This window comes from Photorhabdus sp. RM322S, from assembly GCF_042879395.1.
In the GTDB taxonomy this organism is placed as follows: Bacteria; Pseudomonadota; Gammaproteobacteria; order Enterobacterales; family Enterobacteriaceae; genus Photorhabdus; species Photorhabdus khanii.
In genome coordinates this window covers 167,635-191,145 of sequence record NZ_JBHFKW010000001.1, presented here as the reverse complement: position 1 = coordinate 191,145, position 23,511 = coordinate 167,635, and the positions used below count along the sequence as shown (strand labels likewise).

Annotated in this window: 17 protein-coding genes; 16 read left to right on the top strand and 1 reads right to left on the bottom strand. The window is 42.8% G+C overall.

What is annotated here, in order from left to right:
* Positions 1-2,794 precede the first annotated feature (2,794 nt).
* The 12 genes from flhD (at position 2,795) to cheZ (ending at position 14,965) form a co-directional block, all read left to right on the top strand.
* Positions 2,795-3,145 (top strand): flagellar transcriptional regulator FlhD, encoded by a 351-nt coding sequence (flhD, locus tag ACGF63_RS00835; RefSeq protein WP_021326104.1) that lies wholly within the window; start codon positions 2,795-2,797, stop codon positions 3,143-3,145.
* A 3-nt stretch (positions 3,146-3,148) separates the two neighbouring features.
* Positions 3,149-3,730, top strand: coding sequence for a flagellar transcriptional regulator FlhC (gene flhC, locus ACGF63_RS00830; protein ID WP_036848962.1), 582 nt, complete (start codon positions 3,149-3,151; stop codon positions 3,728-3,730).
* A gap of 136 nt (positions 3,731-3,866) precedes the next feature.
* Positions 3,867-4,754 carry a flagellar motor stator protein MotA gene (motA, locus tag ACGF63_RS00825; RefSeq protein ID WP_162524155.1) on the top strand — a complete coding sequence of 296 codons (888 nt, stop codon included), beginning with the start codon at positions 3,867-3,869 and terminating at the stop codon, positions 4,752-4,754.
* Positions 4,751-5,734 carry a flagellar motor protein MotB gene (motB, locus tag ACGF63_RS00820; protein WP_036848965.1) on the top strand — a complete coding sequence of 328 codons (984 nt, stop codon included), beginning with the start codon at positions 4,751-4,753 and terminating at the stop codon, positions 5,732-5,734. The genes motA and motB overlap by 4 nt, the downstream gene beginning before the upstream one ends.
* 15 nt (positions 5,735-5,749) lie before the next feature.
* Complete coding sequence (gene cheA, locus ACGF63_RS00815) at positions 5,750-7,795, top strand: chemotaxis protein CheA (RefSeq protein ID WP_036848969.1); 2,046 nt, start codon at positions 5,750-5,752, stop codon at positions 7,793-7,795.
* Between the two features lie 52 nt (positions 7,796-7,847).
* The gene (cheW, locus tag ACGF63_RS00810; protein WP_036848970.1) at positions 7,848-8,345 is read left to right on the top strand and encodes a chemotaxis protein CheW; all 498 of its coding nucleotides are present in this window, start codon (positions 7,848-7,850) and stop codon (positions 8,343-8,345) included.
* Between the two features lie 181 nt (positions 8,346-8,526).
* Complete coding sequence (locus tag ACGF63_RS00805; protein WP_152962963.1) at positions 8,527-10,218, top strand: methyl-accepting chemotaxis protein; 1,692 nt, start codon at positions 8,527-8,529, stop codon at positions 10,216-10,218.
* A 53-nt stretch (positions 10,219-10,271) separates the two neighbouring features.
* Positions 10,272-11,906 carry a methyl-accepting chemotaxis protein gene (locus ACGF63_RS00800; RefSeq protein WP_152962964.1) on the top strand — a complete coding sequence of 545 codons (1,635 nt, stop codon included), beginning with the start codon at positions 10,272-10,274 and terminating at the stop codon, positions 11,904-11,906.
* Positions 11,907-11,912: 6 nt separating this feature from the next.
* Positions 11,913-12,800 carry a protein-glutamate O-methyltransferase CheR gene (gene cheR, locus ACGF63_RS00795; protein ID WP_036848975.1) on the top strand — a complete coding sequence of 296 codons (888 nt, stop codon included), beginning with the start codon at positions 11,913-11,915 and terminating at the stop codon, positions 12,798-12,800.
* Entirely contained in the window at positions 12,793-13,845 is a 1,053-nt protein-coding gene (locus tag ACGF63_RS00790; protein ID WP_036848976.1) for a chemotaxis response regulator protein-glutamate methylesterase, read from the top strand. The genes cheR and ACGF63_RS00790 overlap by 8 nt, the downstream gene beginning before the upstream one ends.
* A gap of 70 nt (positions 13,846-13,915) precedes the next feature.
* A complete protein-coding gene (gene cheY, locus ACGF63_RS00785; protein ID WP_036848977.1) occupies positions 13,916-14,305 on the top strand; it encodes a chemotaxis response regulator CheY in 390 nt (129 codons plus the stop codon).
* Between the two features lie 9 nt (positions 14,306-14,314).
* Positions 14,315-14,965: a protein phosphatase CheZ gene (cheZ, locus tag ACGF63_RS00780; RefSeq protein ID WP_036848978.1), complete on the top strand. Its 651-nt coding sequence runs from the start codon at positions 14,315-14,317 to the stop codon at positions 14,963-14,965.
* 112 nt (positions 14,966-15,077) lie between these two features.
* Here the strand turns inward: cheZ and ACGF63_RS00775 are convergent, their stop codons facing one another.
* Positions 15,078-16,484, bottom strand: coding sequence for a carbohydrate porin (locus tag ACGF63_RS00775; RefSeq protein ID WP_152962966.1), 1,407 nt, complete (start codon positions 16,482-16,484; stop codon positions 15,078-15,080).
* Positions 16,485-17,492: 1,008 nt separating this feature from the next.
* Here ACGF63_RS00775 and ACGF63_RS00770 point away from each other — a divergent pair.
* From ACGF63_RS00770 to ACGF63_RS00755, 4 genes are read left to right on the top strand one after another with little or no spacing between them, the layout of a single operon-like run.
* Positions 17,493-17,786: a hypothetical protein gene (locus ACGF63_RS00770; RefSeq protein WP_131601531.1), complete on the top strand. Its 294-nt coding sequence runs from the start codon at positions 17,493-17,495 to the stop codon at positions 17,784-17,786.
* Between the two features lie 11 nt (positions 17,787-17,797).
* A complete protein-coding gene (locus tag ACGF63_RS00765; protein ID WP_387628205.1) occupies positions 17,798-19,795 on the top strand; it encodes a dehydrogenase E1 component subunit alpha/beta in 1,998 nt (665 codons plus the stop codon).
* A 9-nt stretch (positions 19,796-19,804) separates the two neighbouring features.
* Positions 19,805-21,319 carry a biotin/lipoyl-containing protein gene (locus tag ACGF63_RS00760; RefSeq protein ID WP_387628203.1) on the top strand — a complete coding sequence of 505 codons (1,515 nt, stop codon included), beginning with the start codon at positions 19,805-19,807 and terminating at the stop codon, positions 21,317-21,319.
* Positions 21,312-23,162, top strand: a complete 1,851-nt coding sequence (locus ACGF63_RS00755) for a beta-ketoacyl synthase N-terminal-like domain-containing protein (protein WP_387628200.1) — start codon at positions 21,312-21,314, stop codon at positions 23,160-23,162. Before ACGF63_RS00760 ends, ACGF63_RS00755 begins: the two co-directional genes overlap by 8 nt.
* The last annotated feature ends 349 nt before the right edge of the window (positions 23,163-23,511 follow it).

Sequence of the window (23,511 nt, the reverse complement as noted above, 5' to 3'; positions counted from 1 at the left end):
TTAATTTGGCAGCTCGATATTTGTCCAGTGAGAAAGTAAAAACACTAGCCATTGTTTGATGATAAAGGAGCGGTGATATTACAAGAATAACTAACCGTTTTTGATCCTGTAGAGAAGAGGGCTACCTCTGCTATTTCTATATTAAGAGAGGATGGTGGGAGAGCAAAAGTTCTTACCGAGGATAATTCTGTTATTACTGTCATGATTTGTCATGATGTAGGATTAGATTCCGAAGTTATTTTAACAACTCAACAGACTGATCCGATAGGTGTGGGGATCCTGAGAAATGGAATAAGATCGGTATTTAGTAAACTGAGAGTTGTAAAAATCCCATGTTATAAAAGAACCGGTATACAATGGGTTTACTTGGCGATGACGTTAATGATGCCGTTGTATTGAGATATGCTGATGCTGCAATTTCTGTTGACACAGATATAGATATACAAAAAGCACTAGATATTACCTGATTTGAGAAAAATTTGTGGGTGTTAGACAACGGATAGTTAAGGGCGATAGACGAGAAGTAATATCATCAAGTGATTGAATATAACGGTCAGTTCAGACCTTGGTAATGTGTTTTCAATGTTGATTACCAGTACCTTTATTCCATGTTTTCTGATAGGGAATATTCATTGACTAGTACAAGATCTAATGTGTGATATTTCATAGCTTGCTTTACATTGAGATAGAATGGATAAAGAATTCCTGAAAAAAACCTTATGAATTAGGTAGTAAAATATTGGGTGTTTTATTGTATTAGTAGAGTTGTTTTGTTCTTTTTTAAGAATGCAGACATATATATTGATATAATATATTATTTTAGTAAAAAATTTTGTATCTGGGATTTTATTCCAGCCAGGTTGGTGTATTAAATGGCAGATGAATTTTGTTCGTATTTTGCTCGCTTGGAGAGTGTATTTTATCCAAAACACAACGGTATTTTCACTATTATTGATTGCATAACTGATAATGATTCTCGATATCTATTTTCCTCTTTTCTCATTTAATGAGCCAATGGGTTTAGCGTTTTTATCCTAAGAATATTTTCTGTGGTTAGATGAGACTGTAATCAGTTGCTGCATTATTTTCCATGTTTGGCAAGTGGTTATGATTGCTTGGAAAATTATAACTACTATTTATATGGGGAAATAAATTGTTCATCAAAGTAATATCTTTTTCATCTTTGATATGAAAATATTATGGCATTTCTATCATGAATAGTTATTAATGCTATTCATGATAGAAATGGCCTTGATTTTTATTTTACTGCCATATTGATATCTGTTATTTTTACAATAAATCTTAATCAATTATTTTTTTCTTGTGGAATTAATTGTTTTATTTATGATTATCATTTTAAAAAATGGGGTAATTAATATACACTAATGATAATTATATTTGTATTTTTTGCATGTGAAAATGATATTTTTGGGATGAAGATTGTAAATATTATATGAAATAATGAATAATGGGAAAAAGGTCTTTTAATGTTTTATTTAATTTGTATTATAAGGATATGAACTTTTAGGTAGTGCATATTATTTATCTAAATATTAATGTGTCAATTATGTTTTTATTGAATTATATAAAGAGTGGTGATTTTTTTATGATTTTTATTCAATAATGTTATCTATTAATGTGGGTTGGAAATTTTATTTCTGGAGTTATGTGTTTTATAATCCTTTAAAACAAGTTTTTTGGTTAATAAATGATCTATAATTTATTTAAAAGTCCTAATGTTTTTAGAATATATATATTGATCATGTGTAAATTTAATTAATGAGTAATTTTAGACATGAAAACTAAAGGTAAAAAAGATAAAGTCATCAATGGGGGGATTTTGCGTGTTATTATATTATGACGCATGACTTTTAATAAGTTTTTTTAATGATTTTTGCTGTTTATTGGGTTGTCAGGAGCCAAAATGGACTGATTTTTGGGATTGTCTCTAGGCTAGATATTGGCTGTTATTCCGGCAATGCAATGCTGTTGTAGTTGTTTTTTTATTCATTATCTTACTGTATTTTATGCTATTTTTGTATGGTTAGTGTTATCTGTGCATGTTGGTGTGTGTTTTTAGTTAAACCTTGAGGCCAAAAAAAGTACAAATCTAAACTAAAAGTGATCATACCAATATCTTTTTTGCAACTAAATTTTACATAAAATTAATCTGTTTTATCGTACAAATGGAGGTACCAGTTCTTAGAATAAGATTATTGTTTATACTTGTTACTCAGGGATAATTGTGATTTTATAGTTAAAATTTTACTAAAGGACGTGTTTTTTGTTGTTATTTTAAGTTTATAAGTTTAATAGATCGTATAAAATCAAAAAATATACCTAATATTTTTATTTAGATAATTTAACTTATTAAAATTGGGAATTCGGATTTTATTTAATTGTTTGAATAATTAATGATCAATTTATCGATTAAATGCATATTAAAAGCCTTTATTTTTGTGAGTTATGTCACATAGTATTTAAAATTGCGTTCTCTTTCCGTTGTATAAGTTGATGATTCAGGAGTAAAGTTGTTCTGTATTAAGAATATTCTTAATCGATAGTAGAAATGTTATATCAGGTAACGTAATAATACTTTTGCAGCCCACTACCGTAATATTTTTGACGTTGGACGAATCAAAAGTAATACAAAGGATGGTTACTGCTCTGACTAAGCCTGTATATTTTAGTTATGTAAGAGATTATTAATCCCTAAGCTATTTTAGGAATTTTGTCACGAGTGGTTTTTCGAACACTTAACTGATTTTTTAATGTAATCGGACGGGATAGAAAAATGAGTACGGTTGAATTGCTCAAACATATTTATGACATAAATTTATCGTATCTGCTTTTAGCTCAGCGGTTAATTAACCATGAAAAAGCATCAGCGATGTTCCGTTTAGGTATTAGCGATTCTATGGCTGATACGTTGTCTGAATTGACATTACCTCAGTTGGTAAAGCTCGCCGAGACTAATCAATTAGTCTGTAATTTCCGGTTCGAAGACAGTGAAACTATTCAGCAGCTTACCAGGGAATCTCGAGTGGATGATTTACAACAAATACACACAGGCATTTTGTTATCGACTCATCTGTTTCAGCAGTTATCTTCGAAAGATGATACTTCAGTGAAAAAAAGAGCATAAGAGATGGCCGAGAAAAGTATAGTTCAAGAAGCTAAGGACATACATCTTGCGATGGAACTCATCACTTTAGGCGCACGGTTACAAATGCTTGAAAGTGAAACGCAATTAAGCAGGGGACGGCTAATTAAGCTTTATAAGGAATTGAGGGGAAGCCCTCCGCCTAAAGGGATGCTGCCTTTTTCAACAGATTGGTTTATGACTTGGGAACAGAATATTCATTCATCAATGTTTTATAATGCCTATCGTTTCTTACTCAAGAGTGGTTATTGTGACGGCGTAGAGGCTGTTGTTAAGGCTTATCGGCTCTATCTTGAACAATGCCCTCCTGCTGAAGGAGACGCACCTGTTCTGGCGCTGACTCGTGCCTGGACTTTGGTACGTTTTGTGGACAGTGGCATGTTGCAACCTTCACAATGTCGTACCTGTGGCGGAACTTTTATTACTCATGCCCATCAACCTGTGAATAGCTTTGTTTGTAGCCTTTGCCAACCACCATCACGCGCCGTAAAAAAACGTAAACTTTCCTCTCAGTCTGCCGATACTAATTCACAATTGCTGGATGGACTTGCTCAGCGCGCAATGTGAATTTAAATGGGAAAATCATTCCTACAGGTTACGGATTTGCACTTTTTTTCCTGTAACCTGTGTTGAAACTGCAACCATTCTGGATTCAGACTGTTCAACTTCCCATCCGCTCACCAACTTAGCTAAAGGATATCGCGTGTTAGTACTTTTAGGATATATCGTAGTTTTTGGTGCGGTAATCGGTGGTTACCTGATGGTAGGTGGTCATTTGGGCGCACTTTATCAACCCGCTGAATTTTTAATTATCACTGGTGCTGGTATCGGTGCTTTTATTGTTGGCAACAACGGAAAAGCGATTAAGGCAACATTGCGTGTTTTGCCAAAGGTAATGCGCAGATCTAAATATAACAAAGTGATGTATATGGATCTGATGGCTCTGCTTTTCCGGTTGTTAGCAAAATCCCGTATGCATGGTGTTTTGGCATTAGAGCGGGATATTGAAAATCCGCAGCAGAGTGATATTTTCACCCAATATCCACGTTTGCTTAAGGATAAGCATTTGATGGATTTTATCACCGACTACATGCGGTTGATTGTGAGTGGCAATATGAATCCTCATGAAATTGAGGCTTTGATGGATGAAGAAATTGAAACTTATGAGCAGGAAAGCGAGATACCGGCGACCAGCCTTATGATGGTTGGGGATTCACTTCCTGCTTTTGGTATTGTTGCAGCTGTCATGGGGGTTGTTAATGCTTTGGGTTCGGCAGATCGTCCGGCAGGAGAGCTTGGTGTACTGATTGCTCATGCTATGGTTGGGACATTTCTCGGTATTTTACTTGCTTATGGTTTTATCTCGCCACTGGCGACTTTGCTGCGTCAGCGCAGTGGCGAACATATTAAAATGATGCAATGCATTAGAGTGACATTGTTATCTAGTCTGAATGGTTATGCCCCGCAAATTGCTGTTGAGTTTGGCCGTAAGACATTGTACCTCACGGATCGTCCTTCTTTCACTGAGTTGGAAGAACATGTTCGCCGGGTGAAAGCGCCTGTTCAGCAAGAAACTGAAGAACAAGTATGAAGACGAGTAACGTCTCTGTCATTAGAGTAAAAAGACGTAAAAGAAATGACATCAGACATCATGGAGGTTCATGGAAAATTGCCTATGCTGACTTTATGACCGCGATGATGGCATTTTTCCTGGTTATGTGGCTGCTGGCAATTTCCAGTCCGCAGGAATTGACCCGAATTGCAGAATATTTCCGTACTCCGCTACAAGTCGCGATAAATAAAGGGGAACGCAGCAGTGATAGCTCTAATCCTATCCCAGGGGGAGGGCAGGATGTGCTTTATCAGGAAGGTGATATTCTGCGTCAGGTTGAAGTCGTTGAAGATAATGATGAATCCCGTAGGTTAAACAGGCTACGTGAGCAACTCGATCAGTTGATCATTACTGATCCCCGCCTTAAAGCATTACGTCCACATCTGTTGATTGACATGATGGATGAAGGATTGCGTATCCAGATTATTGATCGGGAAAATAGGCCAATGTTTATGGTTGGCAGTGCAAAAGTCGAAAGCTACATGAGTGATATTTTGCGAGCTATTGCGCCAATTCTGAATGATATTCCAAATAAAATCAGCTTGTCTGGTCATACTGATGATTTGAAATATGCCAATGGTGATCGTGGTTACAGTAACTGGGAGTTATCCGCAGATCGGGCGAATGCATCAAGGAGAGAGCTGCTGATAGGCGGGTTGGATGAAGGAAAGATATTGCGGGTTGTCGGGATGGCTTCAACGGTCCGCCTGAAACAGGAAGATGCCAATTCACCGGTTAATCGTCGCATCAGTATCTTAGTGCTCAATAAGCAAGCGGAAGAGCGGATTGAACAGCAAAACACCGGCAGCGATTCCTTGATTATTAACGATAGTAAGGAAATTCACGAGGTGATTGGAAAGGATTCGGCTGGAAGCAGGCCAACACAACAATCCAATGAAATCACAGTATCGGCTCAATCAACATCACTGAGTATTGAGCTTAATCGTGGTACCGACTAAGGTGACAAAGTAACAATGGATATTACCGCGTTTTATCAGACTTTTTTTGATGAAGCAGACGAATTGCTGGAGGATATGGAGCAGCATCTATTGCAGCTCGATCCCGATGCGCCAGATCAGGAACAGTTGAATGCTATTTTTCGCAGTGCTCACTCAATAAAAGGGGGGGCTGCGACTTTTGGTTTTATCAAACTACAGCAAACGACGCATGTTCTGGAAAATTTGCTCGACAGCGCCAGACGAGATGAAATGAGTCTGACGACTGACATTATCAACCTGTTTTTAGAAGCGAAAGATATTATGCAGCAACAGTTGGATGCCTATAAAAGTTCTCAGGAGCCGGATGAAAGTACGTTTACCTACATCTGTGAGACTTTGCGCCAGCTTGCATTGGAAGTACAGGAAGAAAATGAAGGTGAGGTTGAATCTGTCATCGCTGAGATAGCACCAGAATTGCCTGAATCAGAACCAGAATTAAAATCAGCACCTGTTGCGACTAAAAACCAACAAGGCAGAGTTCGGGTTCATCTTTCAGGTCTGAAAGAGCGTGAAGTTTCTTTGATGCTGGATGAACTGGCTAATCTGGGGGAGGTTTATGATGCTGAACAGACCCGGGATAGTGTGGAAGCCTCATTGGTAACATCAGCCACAGAGGATGACATTACCGCTGTACTCTGTTTTGTGATTGAACCGGAACAGATCACTTTTTTGCCGGTAGCCGAACCAAAAGATGAAGTTAAAAACCGGGATACAGATAAAGCCGTCAAAGCGACGGTGCCGGAAAAAAGTGCCATACCGCCTGCCGGGCGTCCCGCACCTGTGCCACCGGCTGGATCGCCACGTCAGCGTGCAGAATCTTCCAGCATTCGGGTTGCAGTTGAGAAGGTTGATCAACTGATAAACCTGGTGGGTGAATTGGTCATTACACAGTCTATGCTGGCACAGCATTGTAACGATCTTGAACCTAATTCACATGGCGATTTACTGAATTGCATGGTTCAGTTACAACGAAATTCCAGAGACTTGCAAGAGTCTGTGATGTCTATTCGTATGATGCCAATGGAATATGTGTTCAGCCGTTATCCACGTTTAGTCAGGGATCTTGCCGGTAAACTGAATAAAAAGGTGGATCTGACCTTGGTTGGCAGCTCCACTGAACTGGATAAGAGTTTAATTGAGCGCATTATTGATCCGTTGACTCATCTGGTCCGTAACAGCCTTGATCATGGTATTGAAGAACCGGAAGTTCGACTCGCTTCGGGTAAGCCTGAAACGGGTAACCTGACACTTTCTGCTGAACATCAGGGTGGGAATATCTGCATTGAAGTTGTCGATGATGGTGCTGGGCTGAATCGTGAAAAAATTCTGGCCAAAGCGATATCACAAGGGTTATCAGTCAGTGAAAACATGAGTAACGAAGAGGTTGCTATGTTGATTTTCGCCCCTGGTTTTTCCACGGCGGAAGTGGTGACAGATGTATCTGGCCGAGGTGTTGGCATGGATGTGGTTAAGCGAAATATTCAGGAAATGGGAGGGCAAATCCAGATTAACTTCCAGGCAGGTAAAGGCACAGTTACCCGGATTTTGTTACCTCTGACGCTGGCAATCCTCGATGGTATGTCAGTGAAAGTGAATGACGAAGTGTTTATTTTGCCATTGAGTGCGGTAGTTAGTTCCCTTCAGCCGCAGGAAGAAGATATTTATCCATTGGCCGGCGATGAAAAATTACTGCATGTCAGAGGCGAATATTTGCCACTGATTAAGTTATATCGGGTTTTTGATATTCCTGAGGCGAAAACCGATCCGACTAAAGGAATTGTTGTGATTGTACAGAGTGCTGGTCGTCGTTATGCCTTGCTGGTTGATCAATTAGTTGGGCAGCATCAGGTGGTTGTGAAAAATATCGAAAGTAACTACCGCAAAGTGCCGGGAATATCCGCTGCCACCATTATGGGCGATGGCAGTGTGGCACTGATTATTGATATCTCTGCGTTGCAGCAACTCAATCATGACCAATTGGCACTCAGCAAAGCTGAGTTATTAGAAAAAAATAAACATTGAATGGGGGTTATCCCCATAGAAAATCGTCAATTTCACAGCAAAAGGTAAGATTATGTCGGCCATAGAAGCTTTTAATAAATTGTCAGGGGAAACTGCCGGGGAAGGATATCTGGTTTTTACCCTGGGTGATGAAGAATATGGTATCGAAATACTTAAAGTACAGGAGATACGTGGCTATGATCAGGTCACCCGTATTGCAAATACTCCTGTGTTCATTAAAGGGATAACCAATCTACGTGGTGTCATTGTTCCTATTATTGACCTGAGAATTAAGTTCGCTCAGGAAACTGTCACTTATAATGATAATACCGTGGTTATTGTTCTGAATCTGTTGAACCGGGTGGTTGGTATCGTTGTTGATGGTGTTTCAGATGTTTTATCGCTCAAAGCTGAACAAATCTGTCCGGCTCCGGAATTTGCAGTGACATTGTCTACTGAATATCTGACGGGCTTGGGTTCACTTGATGATCGTATGCTGATTTTGGTGGATATTGAGAAGTTACTTAATAGTGAAGAGATGGCTCTGGTAGATTCAGTGGCTAAAAACTAGTTATAAAGAATAGTCATCGAAAATAGCTGCCATGATTAATAGATGGCAGCTATTTTTTTGTCCATTACTTGCTGATCCCAACCAGAAAAAAATATTCAAATTTCTTTTATTTAACCAGTAAAGTTTCTTTTAGCTATGCCGATAACAGAGCCATGCTGATCTATTGTAAAAAAGGGAAAACATGTTTAACCGAATGAAAATAGTGACCGGGCTGATGGCGGTCATCATATTATTTGGTGCTCTGCAATTTATATCCGGGGGACTTTTCTTCCATGAGTTGAAAGGTAACAAAGAAAACCTGGAAATACTGGATAAGATGCGTGAGCAGCAGACATTTTTGAATGACACCTGGGTTAATTTGCTACAGGCTCGTAACAATCTAAACCGTGCTGGCATTCGGTACATGATGAAGGATGAAGGCGTTGACAATTATTACACGATGGAACAGCTGCTGACTGATGCCAGAAGTAACTTGTCTATAGCAGAGCAGCGCTTTGAACAATATGAACAAACGGCGAAATTGCCTATTCATGAATCAGAAAGCCTCAATCGCCTTAAAAAATCCTATGATGTTTATATTGCAGCACTCCATGAACTTATCGTCTTGATTGAACATGATCGGGCAGTGGAATTCTTTAATCAGCCAACCGGCAAATATCAGAGTGCTTTTGAGGAAGAATATAACTTCTATCTGACTCAAAACGATCATCTTTACTCCGATGTTGTATTTGATGCGGGCATATCCTACAGAAATGCAGTGATTATGCTGGTTATTGTCATGCTAATTCTGGTTTCAGCCATGATTTTCAGCTGGGTTAGCATCAAGCATAGTTTGCTGAATCCATTAAATAAATTATTGGAGAATATTAAGGCGTTTTCTACGGGTGATTTGACACAGAGAATTACTGTTTCAGGCAGAAATGAGATGAGTATGGTAGCTGTCGGCCTGAAACATATGCAGAAAGAATTTATCAATACTGTTAGTAGTGTCCGTCACAGTAGTGAAAATATTTATAACGGAACCAGTGAAATTGCTGCCGGGAATAATGATCTTTCTTCACGCACTGAAGAACAGGTTGCCTCTTTGGAAGAAACAGCCGCAAGTATGGAACAACTGACGGCAACGGTAAAACAGAATGCGGAAAATGCCCGTCAGGCAAGTCACCTGGCTGACAGCGCCTCTGAAATTGCCCGCCAGGGTGGGAAAGTCGTGGCGAATGTTGTGCAGACAATGCATGAAATTGCCGGCAGTTCTCAGAAGATTTCCGATATTACCAGTGTTATTGATGCTATTGCGTTCCAAACTAACATTCTGGCGCTTAATGCCGCGGTAGAAGCCGCACGTGCCGGTGAACATGGGCGTGGTTTTGCTGTTGTGGCAGGAGAAGTCCGTAATCTTGCACAGCGTAGTGCTGAGGCAGCAAAAGAGATCAAAGCATTAATAGAAGATTCAGTCAGCCGCGCGGATACCGGTTCTGTCCTGGTTGAAAGCGCCGGTGAAACAATGAACGACATCGTGAGTTCAGTCACCCGTGTCACTGACATTATGGGTGAAATTGCATCCGCATCTGATGAACAAAGCAGAGGGATAACTCAGGTTGGCCTGGCTATCTCTGAAATGGATCGTGTAACACAGCAAAATGCTTCTTTAGTTGAACAATCAGCCGCGGCTGCGGCTGCACTGGAAGATCAAGCGGCTGGATTGAAGAAACTTGTTTCTCTGTTCCAGTTACCGAGTCTTGACGATAAGTCTCAACCAGAAACAAAAACTGAGCATTTACCTGCGGTTAAGACTCTTCCTGCTAAATCGAATCTACCCGTGCTGAAGAAAGTCAGCAATGTGGAAGAACAATCTAATTGGGAAACATTTTAAGACACTAAGTGATAACCACGGCTGCATATGCAGCCGTTAACCGAGGTGATTACATGTTAGGCAGGCTTCGTATATCAACCAGTTTATATCTGTTATTGATGATGTTTTGTGTAATGCAGATAATCTCAAGTGGTTTATCACTTGGGATTATTCACACAGACCAGACTTATATTGAGCGGATTGATCTGGGCACACAGAAGAGAGACACTTTAGGATTAAGTTGGGCGGCTTTGCTGCAATCGCGTAATACACTGAATAGAATCGCTGTAGGAAAAACGCTGCAACAATCTGAATCCCATATTGACAGCATGGTTGCTAATGTTAAGGAGACGCTGGATAAGGCTGAAATGCATTTTGCGGAGTTTATCGCGCTGCCTAAATTAAATGAAGAGGATGGCAGCAGTGTATTACTGGCATCCGTAGAAACCAGCTACAAGGAATATATTAATGCACTCAGGGAACTCTCTGCTTTCTTGGAGCAGGGGAATTATGATGCATTTTTAAACCAGCCAACAGAAAAGTATCAGCAGCAACTGGAATCTGATTTCAACCAATATATGCAGTATATCGGAGAGGAAATTAAGACTGCTGTTCAAGATGGTCGCTTTTATTATCAAATTGCAACTGCCATGTTTGCCGGAGCGATCCTGATGGTACTGGTCGTTGCTTGGGCAGCCCATTGGTGGTTAAAAAGAAATCTGCTCAAACCATTCGCTAATATGCGCAATCACTTCCAGAATGTTGCAGAAGGAAAATTGAATAAAGAAGTTTCTGTTTTCACTCATGATGAAATCGGTGAAGTTTTTTCCAAATTGCGTGAAATGCAGCGTTCACTGGTGAGTTCCATTACTTCGGTGAAAGAGAATACTAATCTGATGTATAGCGGTATTCAGGAAATTACTCAGGGTAACACTGATCTCTCTTCCCGCACTGAAGAGCAGGCGGCATCACTGGAAGAAACAGCCGCAAGTATGGAGCAATTGACGGCAACGGTAAAACAGAATGCGGAAAATGCCCGTCAGGCCAGTGAATTGGCAGTATCTGCCTCAAAAACAGCCTCTAAAGGCGGCGAGCTGACAACCAGCGTTGTGGAAACGATGGATGCAATTGCCAATAGCTCACAGAAAATCAGTGCCATTATCAGCGTTATTGATGGCATTGCATTTCAGACTAACATTCTGGCGCTTAATGCGGCAGTAGAAGCTGCACGGGCAGGTGAGCAAGGCCGCGGTTTCTCTGTTGTTGCTGGTGAAGTCAGGGATCTCGCTCAACGAAGTGCCGAAGCGGCAAAAGAGATTAAAACATTAATTAGTGAATCCGTTCAGCGGGTGAGTCAAGGTTCTGAATTGGTCAGTGATGCAGGGAAGACCATGAATGAATTGGTCGCTTCGGTAAACCGGGTCACGGATCTGATGGCCGAAATTGCTGCGGCATCTGATGAACAAAGTCGCGGTATTCATCAGGTGGCACAGGCAGTTACGCAGATGGATCAGGTTACTCAGCAGAACGCCGCATTGGTTGAGCAGTCAGCTGCGGCCGCTGCGGCACTTGAAGATCAGGCCGATATTCTGGTGAAAACAGTCGCACAGTTTGAATTACCGGATAATTCAGAGAATAAACTTGAGAATGAACTTTCACTTACGCTGAGATCTGCGGACAGCGAAGGGGCGGTCAGTCAGACTCGCTGAGGCCAGATGAAATCAAATTTAATTGCTTCAGCGACAAGTTTGTCGTCTTTGCCACTGAACCACATGATTCAGCGTTATACCCTATCAGATGCGCATTTTGAGCGCATCTGCCAGTTTATATATCAACGTGCTGGTATTGTGCTTGCCGCCCATAAACGGGAGATGGTCTATAACCGTTTAATTCGGCGTTTACGAGCGCTTGGAATGCGTGATTTTGGGCAATACCTGTTCATTCTTGAGAATGATACTAACAGTGAGGAGTGGCAGGAATTTATCAATGCGTTGACGACTAACCTGACGGCTTTTTTCAGGGAAGCGCATCATTTCCCTTTGTTAGCTAAACATGCAAGTAAGAAGAATGGTTCGTACCGGGTGTGGAGTGCGGCAGCATCCACAGGGGAAGAGCCGTATTCAATTGCTATGACGTTGAGTGATGTATTGGAGCATCGTTTTCAGCGGGTAAAAATTATTGCCAGTGATATCGATACCAATGTACTGGAAAAAGCACGTAAAGGTGTTTATCGGCTGGATGAGTTGCGCCAACTGACAGATCAGCAGAGAAAACGTTACTTTTTTAAAGGTGTTGGATCTTATGAAGGTTACGCGCGTGTTCGGCCCCAACTTGCTGATATGGTGACATTTCAGCATTTAAACCTGTTAGACCCCAATTGGCCGCTTGAAGGTAAATTTGATGCCATCTTTTGCCGTAATGTAATGATTTATTTTGATAAAAAGACGCAGGAACGGATACTGCGCCATTTTGTTGCTTTGTTAAAACCTGATGGATTGCTTTTTGCCGGGCATTCCGAAAATGTCACTCAAATAAGCCGGGAATTCTACTTGCAAGGACAGACTGTTTACGGTGTAGGCCGGGCAAGGAGAGGTCATGAATAAGATAACTGTCCTTTGTGTCGATGATTCAGCGCTTATGCGCCAAATCATGCGGGAGATCATCAATAGCCACCCGGATATGGAGGTAGTGGCTTGCGCACCCGATCCACTGGTGGCACGAGATCTGATTAAAAAACATAATCCACAAGTACTCACGCTGGATGTTGAAATGCCACGTATGGATGGCATTGATTTTTTGGAAAAATTAATGCGCCTGCGGCCAATGCCTGTGGTGATGATTTCTTCTCTGACAGCCAAAGGTTCTGAAATCACATTAAGGGCATTGGAACTTGGTGCTGTTGATTTTGTCACCAAACCTCAATTAGGTATTCGTGAAGGAATGCTGGCTTACAGCGAGCTTATTGCGGAGAAAGTGCGGACAGCGGCACAGGCTAAATTATCTGTGCCAATAACCACACCGGCAAACTCTGCGCCTTTAAGTTTTAAGCCGCTGTTATCCAGCGAAAAACTGATTGCAGTAGGTGCTTCGACTGGCGGAACGGAAGCGATAAAGAATTTGTTGCAACCGTTGCCGGTAACCAGTCCGGCACTACTGATTACGCAACATATGCCCCCGGGTTTTACCCGTTCTTTTGCTGAACGACTGAATAAACTTAGCCAAATTACAGTAAAAGAGGCTGAAAATGGTGAACGGATTTTGCCAGGGCACGCATATATTGCCCCAGGTGATCGCCATATGGAACTGTGCCGTAATGGTGCTGATTATCAGGTTCTGATAACTGATGCACCGGCGGTTAATCGCCATCGTCCGTCTGTGGATGTGTTGTTTCGGTCAGTGGCTAAATCTGCTGGAAGAAATGCTGTTGGTGTATTACTGACAGGAATGGGAAGTGACGGCGCGGCGGGTTTGCTGGAGATGAAGCAAGCCGGAGCATACACATTGGCACAAGATGAAGCGAGTTGCGTGGTGTTTGGTATGCCAAGAGCTGCAATACAAATGGGAGCTGTGGATGAAGTCATGGATATCCTCAAAATGAGCAAGAGAATGCTGGCAAAAATAAGCTCGGGGCAGGCTGTCCGTATTTAACGGCTGCCGGATAAATTTAATTTTTTTAAGCGGCTCTGTGCTGACTGGTAAATAATTTCAAGGAGTTTTTATGGCGAATAAGGATCTTAAATTTTTGGTGGTTGATGATTTCTCAACCATGCGTCGCATTGTTCGTAACCTTTTGAAAGAGTTGGGCTTTAATAATGTAGAAGAAGCTCAGGATGGGACGGAAGCCTTGACTAAGATTCGCTCATCTCAATTTGACTTTATTATCTCTGACTGGAATATGCCTAATATGGATGGTTTGGAGTTGTTAAAAGTCATTCGTGAAGATGCGCAATTGGCTAAGATACCCGTTTTGATGGTGACAGCGGAAGCGAAGAAAGAAAATATCATTGCTGCTGCGCAGGCCGGGGCAAGTGGTTATGTTGTTAAACCTTTTACCGCTGCTACTCTGGAAGAAAAGCTCAATAAAATATTTGAAAAACTGGGCCTCTAAGGAGACATAATGCGTGTAAATCCAATCATGCCAAGGGATGAGACCATTAGTGCCAGTGAAATTATCAGCCGTATCGGCCAGCTTACCCGTATGTTGCGTGATAGTTTACGTGAGCTGGGATTGGATCAAACGATCGCGCAGGCCGCTGAGGCAATACCCGATGCGAGAGAACGTTTGGACTATGTCGTGCAGATGACAGCGCAGGCCGCTGAAAGGGCGCTTAACTGTGTTGAGGCGGCGCAACCTCGTCAGAATGAGTTGGAATCATCGGCAATTTTACTGACTAAACGTTGGGATGAGTGGTTTGACAATCCGGTTGAATTGCCTGTGGCACGCTCATTGGTTACCGATACCCGGAATTACCTCAATACTGTACCTGAGCATACTGCTTTCACTAACGCTCAATTGCTGGAGATCATGATGGCACAAGACTTTCAGGATCTTACCGGTCAGGTTATCAAGCGGATGATGGATGTTATTCAGGAAATAGAAAAACAGTTAGTAATGGTATTGATGGAAAACATGCCGGCTGACCAGGTCGCGAAATCGAAAAAAGAGACTGACAGTCTGCTAAATGGTCCGCAGGTGAATCAAAATGGCGTGGGTGTTATCGCTAATCAGGCCCAGGTTGATGATCTACTGGATAGCTTAGGTTTCTGAAATAAAAGTGGCAGGATCAGCCTGCCACTCAGGATTAATGGTTTCACGAAAAGTCCCTGATAGGCAAAAATATTGCTGCGGGTGATTTCCGGCAGAAATCAATTAACTTGCATCAGAAAAGATATTTGAATCTGGCGCGTGCACCGTAGCGCTGGTCGTTATCACTGTTGGCGATTTTATTGTTAGCATCTGCCTCCAGCATAGAGACATAGGCACCAAGATAGAGATTAAAATTCTGCATATCCATGATGTCAGGGATCAGATATGACATATGGATGGTACGGATGTCGTATTTGCCTGGCTCATTGAAAGGATGGTTAATATATGCGGTGATATTGTCAGTGTTGAACTCTTTGATATTGTTGTGGGAATAGATATAGCCCAGTTCAAAGCGATGCCACGTAACATTGATTCCGGCAGTGAAGTTCTGCTCGCCTGAGGCATCCAGATAGGCGGTGTTCAGGTTGGCGACAATGCCGTTATCTGGATTGGTCACCAGACCGTTCCAACTTAGCGTCATGCCGTAGCCATTGCGTTTGGATTGATCAATCCATTGCCCTTGGGCATTTTGGTAGCCGTAAGCGTTGTTGACCACATTACTCTCCATCGCTATTGCTGCACTGAACTGGTCTTTTTTCCAGGCTGCAACTGGGCGTAGATAAGCAACATTTTTATTATTATTCAGTGTATGACCGTGGTAGGTCTTATCTTGGAATAGCGAAGTGCCATCCTCAAACAGTGTATTGAGTTCGAAATACCAATTGCCTGAGTATTTGCTCAGCATCAGGTTACCGCCGCTGTTACTACGGCCCCGTCCTTCTTTCATCATGTAGATATAACCGAAACCATCAGCATACAAATCGTTGGCGGTATTGCCAGAATACTGAATAAAGGTGTCCTGATTGAGAGGGAACATATCGTAGGCTTCAAAACGCCCGATTTTGGCCTGCCAATTTTTCTCGTTGCCGAAGAAGAAAGCTGCATCGTCGAGATTCATTTTGCCGGTCACGTCTGCTAGTGGTTGCACACTGAAACCGGCGAAGTCGCCGTTCTGATTGCGACGGTAGCCGTCCAGCCCAATCAAGATGCGGCCATTAATATTCCAACGTTCTTTGTCGCCGGGCTTCCAGTTTTTGTTTTCATTGGTTTTCAGTGAAGTAAGCTGACCGCTTCGGCTGGCGCTGTCGAGATTGAATTCTACATCACCGTACAGTTTTAGATCGCCAAAGTTATTCAGCTTCAACTTGCTGGCTGGTGAAGCGTTATTTTCCAGCGAAGTCATGGGTTGTGCCACCTTTACGGTCTGCTGTGTGGTTTCGGTAGTGTGTTGTTCCAAACGTTGTGCGCGTTGCTCGGCGGTTATGGCACGTGCTTCGGCCTGGGCGGCGTGTTGTTCTGCCTGTTGTAACCGTTGCTCCAGTGCATCAAGGCGCGCTTCGATGCTGGTGGCGGGCGAGGCAAGGACGGAGGCTGAAAGGATTAATCCTGGTGTGACAATAAGATAGCGAAGGTTTTTCATAGTACTCTACCCTTTGGGATATTAGTTATTATGCTTTATTACATCGTCAAACGGGTTTTCAGGCTAAAAGATAATTGAGTTAAGTTAGCGGGTGCCAATCAATGACTCATTAGCAAAAATCGCCTTAAACCCTCGCCCAGTGCGGGCGGAGAGATAAGGCGAAAATCCTAAAGGGCTTTAAGAGATTAATCAAGTGTATTTGGGGCGTGTTAAGATACATATCTGAAGTGGAAATAACCGCATGAATTAATCACGTTGTGGTTCTATTTTTTATAGAAAGAAGAGGGGTAAAGTAGGATGTATTTGGTTCTATTATTATAGCAATAACCTATAGTTGTCATAGATATAAATTTATTTAAATAAACCTCATGGAAATTATATTTTATCTTATTATTTTTTTAATTTAATATTTAAATGATTGATAGTATATTCAAATAGTTGCGAAATATGTTTTTATATGTTGATATGCCATTCATTGAACTATGATGTCAGTTGGGTAGGATATAATAAATCTAATTTAATCATGTGGTTGGATATATCGGCACCTTTTTGTGATCACTCCCTCATTAAGACAGATTCTTTTATGATAAAACATAAGAGATAATAAGCTAAATTTTTGTAAAATATCACTATTAATACTGTGTAATTTTATCAATTCAATTTAATGTATTATTCGATACAGCGAGGTCATTATTGACATTCATCACAGAATAGAATGAGTTTTGATGTGAGCATAAAGTCTTAAGTTCGATTGATATAATGGGTGTTATTATTTTGGAGCCATGCCTTGGTTAAATATAAGAATACCTAATGAATCGTTTGTCGGGAAAATCTGATCACTAAAATAATTTAGCAAAGTAATGAATAATTCGAGTATCTTAATCATTGCAGGATTCAAAGAAATAGGTAAAAACCTGTTTTTTAATCGTAACGTAATCATGGAAATGCCGGTGTTTATTGGCTCCGTTCTTAGCGAATGGCTATTGTTCAACGGTTGGAGTTTTTTAAATGGCGTCACATTGTGTTCAGGACAATGCTCAAAATTCGGGAAACACCGCGACAATCAAAGCTATTCATGGTCATGGAGATACTTTTGCCTACCACGTCAGGCGTATAAACGTTATTAAGAAATGTGACCGCATATCGCCATCTTTATGTAATCCGTGTGGCGGGATTACCCGTGTTTACTTCTTTATCGGGATTGATAGTCTCTCAGGCAGTTACGGCAGGGGCTACCCCGAGTTTGCTTCTTTATCAGGCATTAGGCGCAATAACGACAACTACCACGTTAACTATTTGTGAGGAAAAAGAGAGTGATAGACGTACAGATCAATGAAGTACCTCTTAAGGAACACAGCCCTTCAATGGATAATTGTCTGGATGAGCAAAAGTTACTTTATGACATGCTGCTGTCACGGGAAATTGATAATCGTAGTGCGCTAGTCACGCGACAAGGCCGTGCCTGGTTCCATGTGTCGGCTGCTGGACATGAAGGGCTGGCAGTGTTGCCGCAGCTTATGAAAAAGAATGATGTGCTGGTTCCTTACTATCGTGATCGGGCATTAGTTTTAGCGCGTGGTATGTCTACTGTTGAAATGGCAAGGGAACTGATGGGAAAGGCCACTTCTCACTCAGCCGGCCGGACCATGTCGAATCATTTTTGCGACAAAGAGAACAATATCTTCTCGGTAGTCAGCCTGACCGGAACCCAATGTATTCCCGCAGCCGGAGCTGCCTGGGCAAGTGCGTTGGACAATAAAAATGGGCTTGTCGTGTGTGGTGTCGGCGATGCAGCAACCCGGCAGGGAGAATTTTATGAAGCGGTCAGCTTTGCGGTTGAAAGGCGTTTGCCCGTAGTTTTTGTGGTTTCCGATAATAAGTTGGGTATTAGTACGTCAACGGAGGCAATGGCGCCGTATCGATTGGGAATCTTTAACGAGTGTTTAATCCGCCATGCTGATGCCCGCAGGCCGGAAACCGTGTTTCCTGTTGCACAGGAGGTGTTCAATAAGGCGCGATTTGAGCGAACTCCCTGCATCTTGGTTTGTCGTATGGATCGGTTAGATTCTCATTCCAATTCGGATTCTCACAAGTTGTACCGTTCTCAGGATGAACTGGAAGCGTTACAGGATCCTATTGAGAATTATGTTGCCTATTTAAAGGAAAAAGGGGCGCTTAATGATCAGGATTTGGCTGAACAAAAAGAGAGCATCAAATCTGATGTAGCGGAAATATTTGAGCGTGTTTATCACGAGGAAGAGCCTGATCCTGAAAGTGTAAGTACCTATTTGTGCAATCGTCAGGGGGCTCCTGTCGTACATGCTGAGATGGAAGCCGAAGAGACACAGGTTAAAGCGGTCAATCAGGTTTTGAATGAGGCGTTAAGTCAGCATCCGAATGTGCTGTTATTTGGTGAGGATATTGAGGATCCTAAAGGGGGGGTTTTTGGTTTCACCCGTGGCTTGTCCACCCGCTATCCTGATCGCGTTATTAATGCTCCTCTTTCTGAAGCCACGATTATTGGCTCATCTGTTGGGTTGTCCGCTTGTGGCTGGCGTCCGATTGTTGAACTGCAATTTATCGACTTTGTTGGGCTGGGCCTCAATCAGTTACAGTCACAACTTGGCACTTTAAGCTGGAGAACGGTGGGGAAATGGCGCTGTCCGGTGGTGATATATGCTCCTTATGGCGCTTATCTCCCAGGAGGCGGTATATGGCATAGCCAGAGCTCGGACGGTATCTTAGCGCATATTCCCGGTATTAATGTTCTTGTTCCAACGACACCTGCCGACACTATTGGATTATTCCGTACAGCATTAAGTCTGGACATGCCGAGCCTGATCCTGATCCCTAAACACCTTATGCGAGAGCGTCATGAGCGTCGGCAGGTGAGTCCGGTGCCTCTCGGCCAGGCGAATATCGTCAGGGCAGGAAAGGATATTACGCTGGTTTCCTGGGGAAATACTGTTCAACTTGCGACTATGGCTGCTCTTCAGGCGGAAAAAGACAATATTGACATTGAAGTGATTGAATTACGTAGTCTGGTACCTTGGGATAAACAGCGGATTGCGGAATCTTTACGCAAAACCGGGCGGCTTATCGTTGTACAAGAAGATACCCGGACAGCCAGTGTTGGCGCATCCATTATTGCTGATCTTTTGGATGAGAATGACAATTTCTTCTCCTTACTGGCACCTCCGCGCCTGGTGACGCGTGAAGATATTCATATTCCTTTTAATCCTTGTTTAGAGAAAGCTGTTTTGCCCGGCACGGATGACATTTTGGCCTCCGTATATGCGGTAATGAGCTAAGGAGAACTTATGGCACAGTTGCTTATTCCCCCGATGGGAGAAGGAACCACTGAAGTCGTTATCACCCAGCTACTTAAGCAGGTAGGAGATCATGTCAAGCGTGATGAACCTGTTTATGAAATGGAGACGGATAAGGCCGCTTTTACCATTGAATCTGATGTTGAGGGGATCCTGGAAAAATGGCTGGCTGCGGAAAATGATATTATCCCTGTTGGGTCGCCTATTGCGGTCATCAGAGCCGTCGGTGAGTTGGCAGAACTTTCCCCTGTCAGTGAAGAGTTGACGCCTCCGCCGGTTAGCGTGGAGAAAGTGGAGGCTGTTCCTGAGGTATCTGCTCCTCCTGCACGTATTCCGCCCAAAACCCGTCAGTATGCACAAGAACACCAAATTAAGCCCCACATTCTTAATCAACTGGCGGAAAAATACGGGACATTATTGCCCAGCCATATTGATGACTACCTTAAGCACAGCGAAACTAAATTGCCAGAAAATGGCCATTCCAAAGATGACAATATTGGTTTTCTGTCAAAAGATCAGCAGCGCTTTAATCGCGCGTTACGGCTGAATAGCGGTACGGTACAACCTTGTTGGGCAGGCAAACCCCTGTCGATTGAGCTGGTTGATAACGCCATTCGTCATCTAACCGAGAACTCCGGGCAGCAAGAGTGGATAACACCGTTTCAGGTAATCACTTACGCAGTTTCTCAGGCGCTGAAAAAATTCCCAATGTTGCGTTCAAGGCTGCTGGATCAAGAGCGTTATCATACTTATACGGATATCAATCTGGGTATTGCTTTTCTGGATGAAAAAGGTGATTTGAGTTCATTAAAAGTGCCTGGCACACAGACCATGGGCTTTTTCGAGTTCAGGCAGCATCTGAATAGTGTACTTGATCCCGATGCTGAAAGAATGCCCGTCGATATAGATGTTCCCATGATGATCTCGTATACCGGCAGCGATGGTGCTACCTTGGCTGTACCGCTTATCGTGCCGCCATCTCAGTCAACATTGTTCATCGGTGCTCCGCACAACAAAGAAATGAACCTCGTTTTGGCATTCAATCACTATTTGCTGAATGGGGTAGAAGCGGCTGAATTTCTTACCGAGATTGCTGCTGAAGTTCGCGTTCTGTCCGGGCCGCAATCTGTCGCACATCAGATGGAAGGTCAATCCGGTAAACCGGTTGCTGGGCAGTTACGCACGCTTCTGGCTGACTTCCTGAATTGGGACGAGGATTTTACTGAATCAATGATGCAACGTACCTGGGCTGATTTGGGCATTGATTCGCTAAAAGCGGTAAAACTTGCGGAGCTGATGTCAGTGCGTTTTCGCCGGAAATTATCGCCCACGCTGTTCTGGCGTTATAGCTCACCGCATCGGTTGATTGAGTATCTTGACGTTTCCAGAACTGAAGTGGCCGAGAAGAAACATTCCTTAGATGACTTTATTAATGCGGTGCGTTGTCTTGATGGTGAAGCAGCATTAGGATTGCAGCGCCTCATAGAGGGAGGTAAGCATGGATAATCTGCATCACATATATCATTCACTCAGCCTGGAGGAACAGCGGATAGCTAAATCCGCCTTACTGGAACATCTAAGCTCTATGGCTCCATCAGTAAGCAGTTCAGGTGATACGAAACAGATGCCTATTGCTATTGTGGGCATGGCCTTCCGACTACCTGGCGCGGAAGATTCCCCAGAGCAAATGTGGGAGATCATAAGATCCGGACGTAGTGTAATAGAAGAGATCCCAGAGCAGCGGCTTGCGTCTGGAAAACCTTACATTATTCCGCTGCCTAAAAAAGCATTAAAAGCTGGGTTACTGAATAATATTGATGGTTTTGATGCACCATTCTTTGGTATTTCTCCGCGAGTGGCCGCCATGATGGATCCGCAGCAGAGAATGTTGTTGGAGCTGACTTGGCAAGCGATAGAAGATAGCGGTACTAATCCGCTGAGTTATTCAGGGTCAAAAACCGGTGTTTTTATTGGCTCGTGCAGTAATGATTATCGTGAACTTGTCGCGGCTGATATGGCAATGGCGAATGCTTATGCAACGACGGGAACACTGAATTGCCTGTTGGCAAACAGGTTATCATTTTATTACAACTTTGTTGGTCCCAGCTTGCAAATTGATACCGCGTGTTCAAGCGGATTAACGGCGCTGACTCAGGCGGTAAATTCATTGCGTTCTGGGGAATGTCATCAGGCGATAGTTGGCAGTATTAATTTGTTGAGCAACACATTTAACATGGCCGCATATTACCGGGCAGGAATGTTATCTAAGGATGGTTGTTGCCGAGTTTTTGACGCGGACGCGAATGGCTTTGTCCGTGGTGAAGGCGCTGTGTGTCTGTTTTTGAAAACGCAAAAACAGGCATTGGAGGATCAGGATCCTATTTATGGATACGTTCGGGCATCGGCGGTAAATCATGGTGGGCGTGCTAACTCACTGACTTCACCTAACCCTGAGCAGCAGATTGCATTAGTCAATGATTGCTTGCAACAGGCTGGCGTTGCTGCGGAGCAAATCAGTTACCTGGAGGCACACGGTACGGGAACTTCGCTGGGCGATCCCATAGAATTTAACGCGCTTAACGAAGTCTTTAACCATGATCAGTCAGGAAAAATCCGGCAACCTTGCTATATTGGCTCAGTAAAAGCCAATATTGGGCATTTAGAAGGGGCGGCGGGGTTAGCGGGTATTGTTAAAGTTTTATTGATGTTGCAGCATAAATCCATTGTGCCTTGCGCGGCATTTCAGCGTTTGAACCCTGAAATTGATAGCGCTGACACGCGCTTACAACTGGCTACAGAGGAAAGCGCCTGGCAGGTGGATGCCGGGCAAAAACGTTTTGCTGGGCTCAGCTCTTTCGGATTGGGTGGCAGTAATGCACATGTTATTTTGGAGGAGGCGCCGACCAAAGTTCAGCAACAGATTAAAGCCAGTTCGGAGAGATATTATTATCCCATCGCGGCTAATAGCCAGGCATCGTTGCAAAAAATGGTGGTTATGTTGGGAGATTTTATTGCGAACGATGAAAACATCGATCTACAAGCGGTTAGCTGGACATTGCAGTTTGGCAGGGCGGCGCTATCTCATCGGGCATTGTTTGTTGCAACATCACGGCAGGATCTCCTGAACCAACTCCGTGATTTTGCTTCATCTGCTGCAACCAAAGAAGATCAATGGCTTCATATGGCAGAGGACGATTCTCGATTCTTATGGTTACAAGGTCAGGATATAGATTGGCGTACTTGCTGGCCTTCCGGGCAGAAGCCGTTACGCATTCGACTGCCCAAATATGCTTTTGAACATCGGCGTTACTGGTTACCTCACAACGAAACTGTGGTTGAAAAACCGTAGTTGGGGCCTCTCTTTTCCGTATAAATTCCCTGTTTTACAACAGGGAATTTATCAGGTCTATTAATCAACCCATTTAAAGAATGAGGAATGTTTTCGCTTCATCGAAAATTTTAAATAACGTGTTATCGATTAATTGGTTTTCTCTCATGCTTAATAACGTTTTAATTGTATTAACGATGGTAAAAAGTCTGACAGATTAATTAATCAAAAAGGTTATATACCCAATAGATTTCAAGATGCCTCGCGACGGCAAGGGAGCGAATCCCCGGGAGCATAGATAACTATGTGACCGGGGTGAGCGAGTGCAGCCAACAAAGAGGCAACTTGAAAGATAACGGGTATAACGATA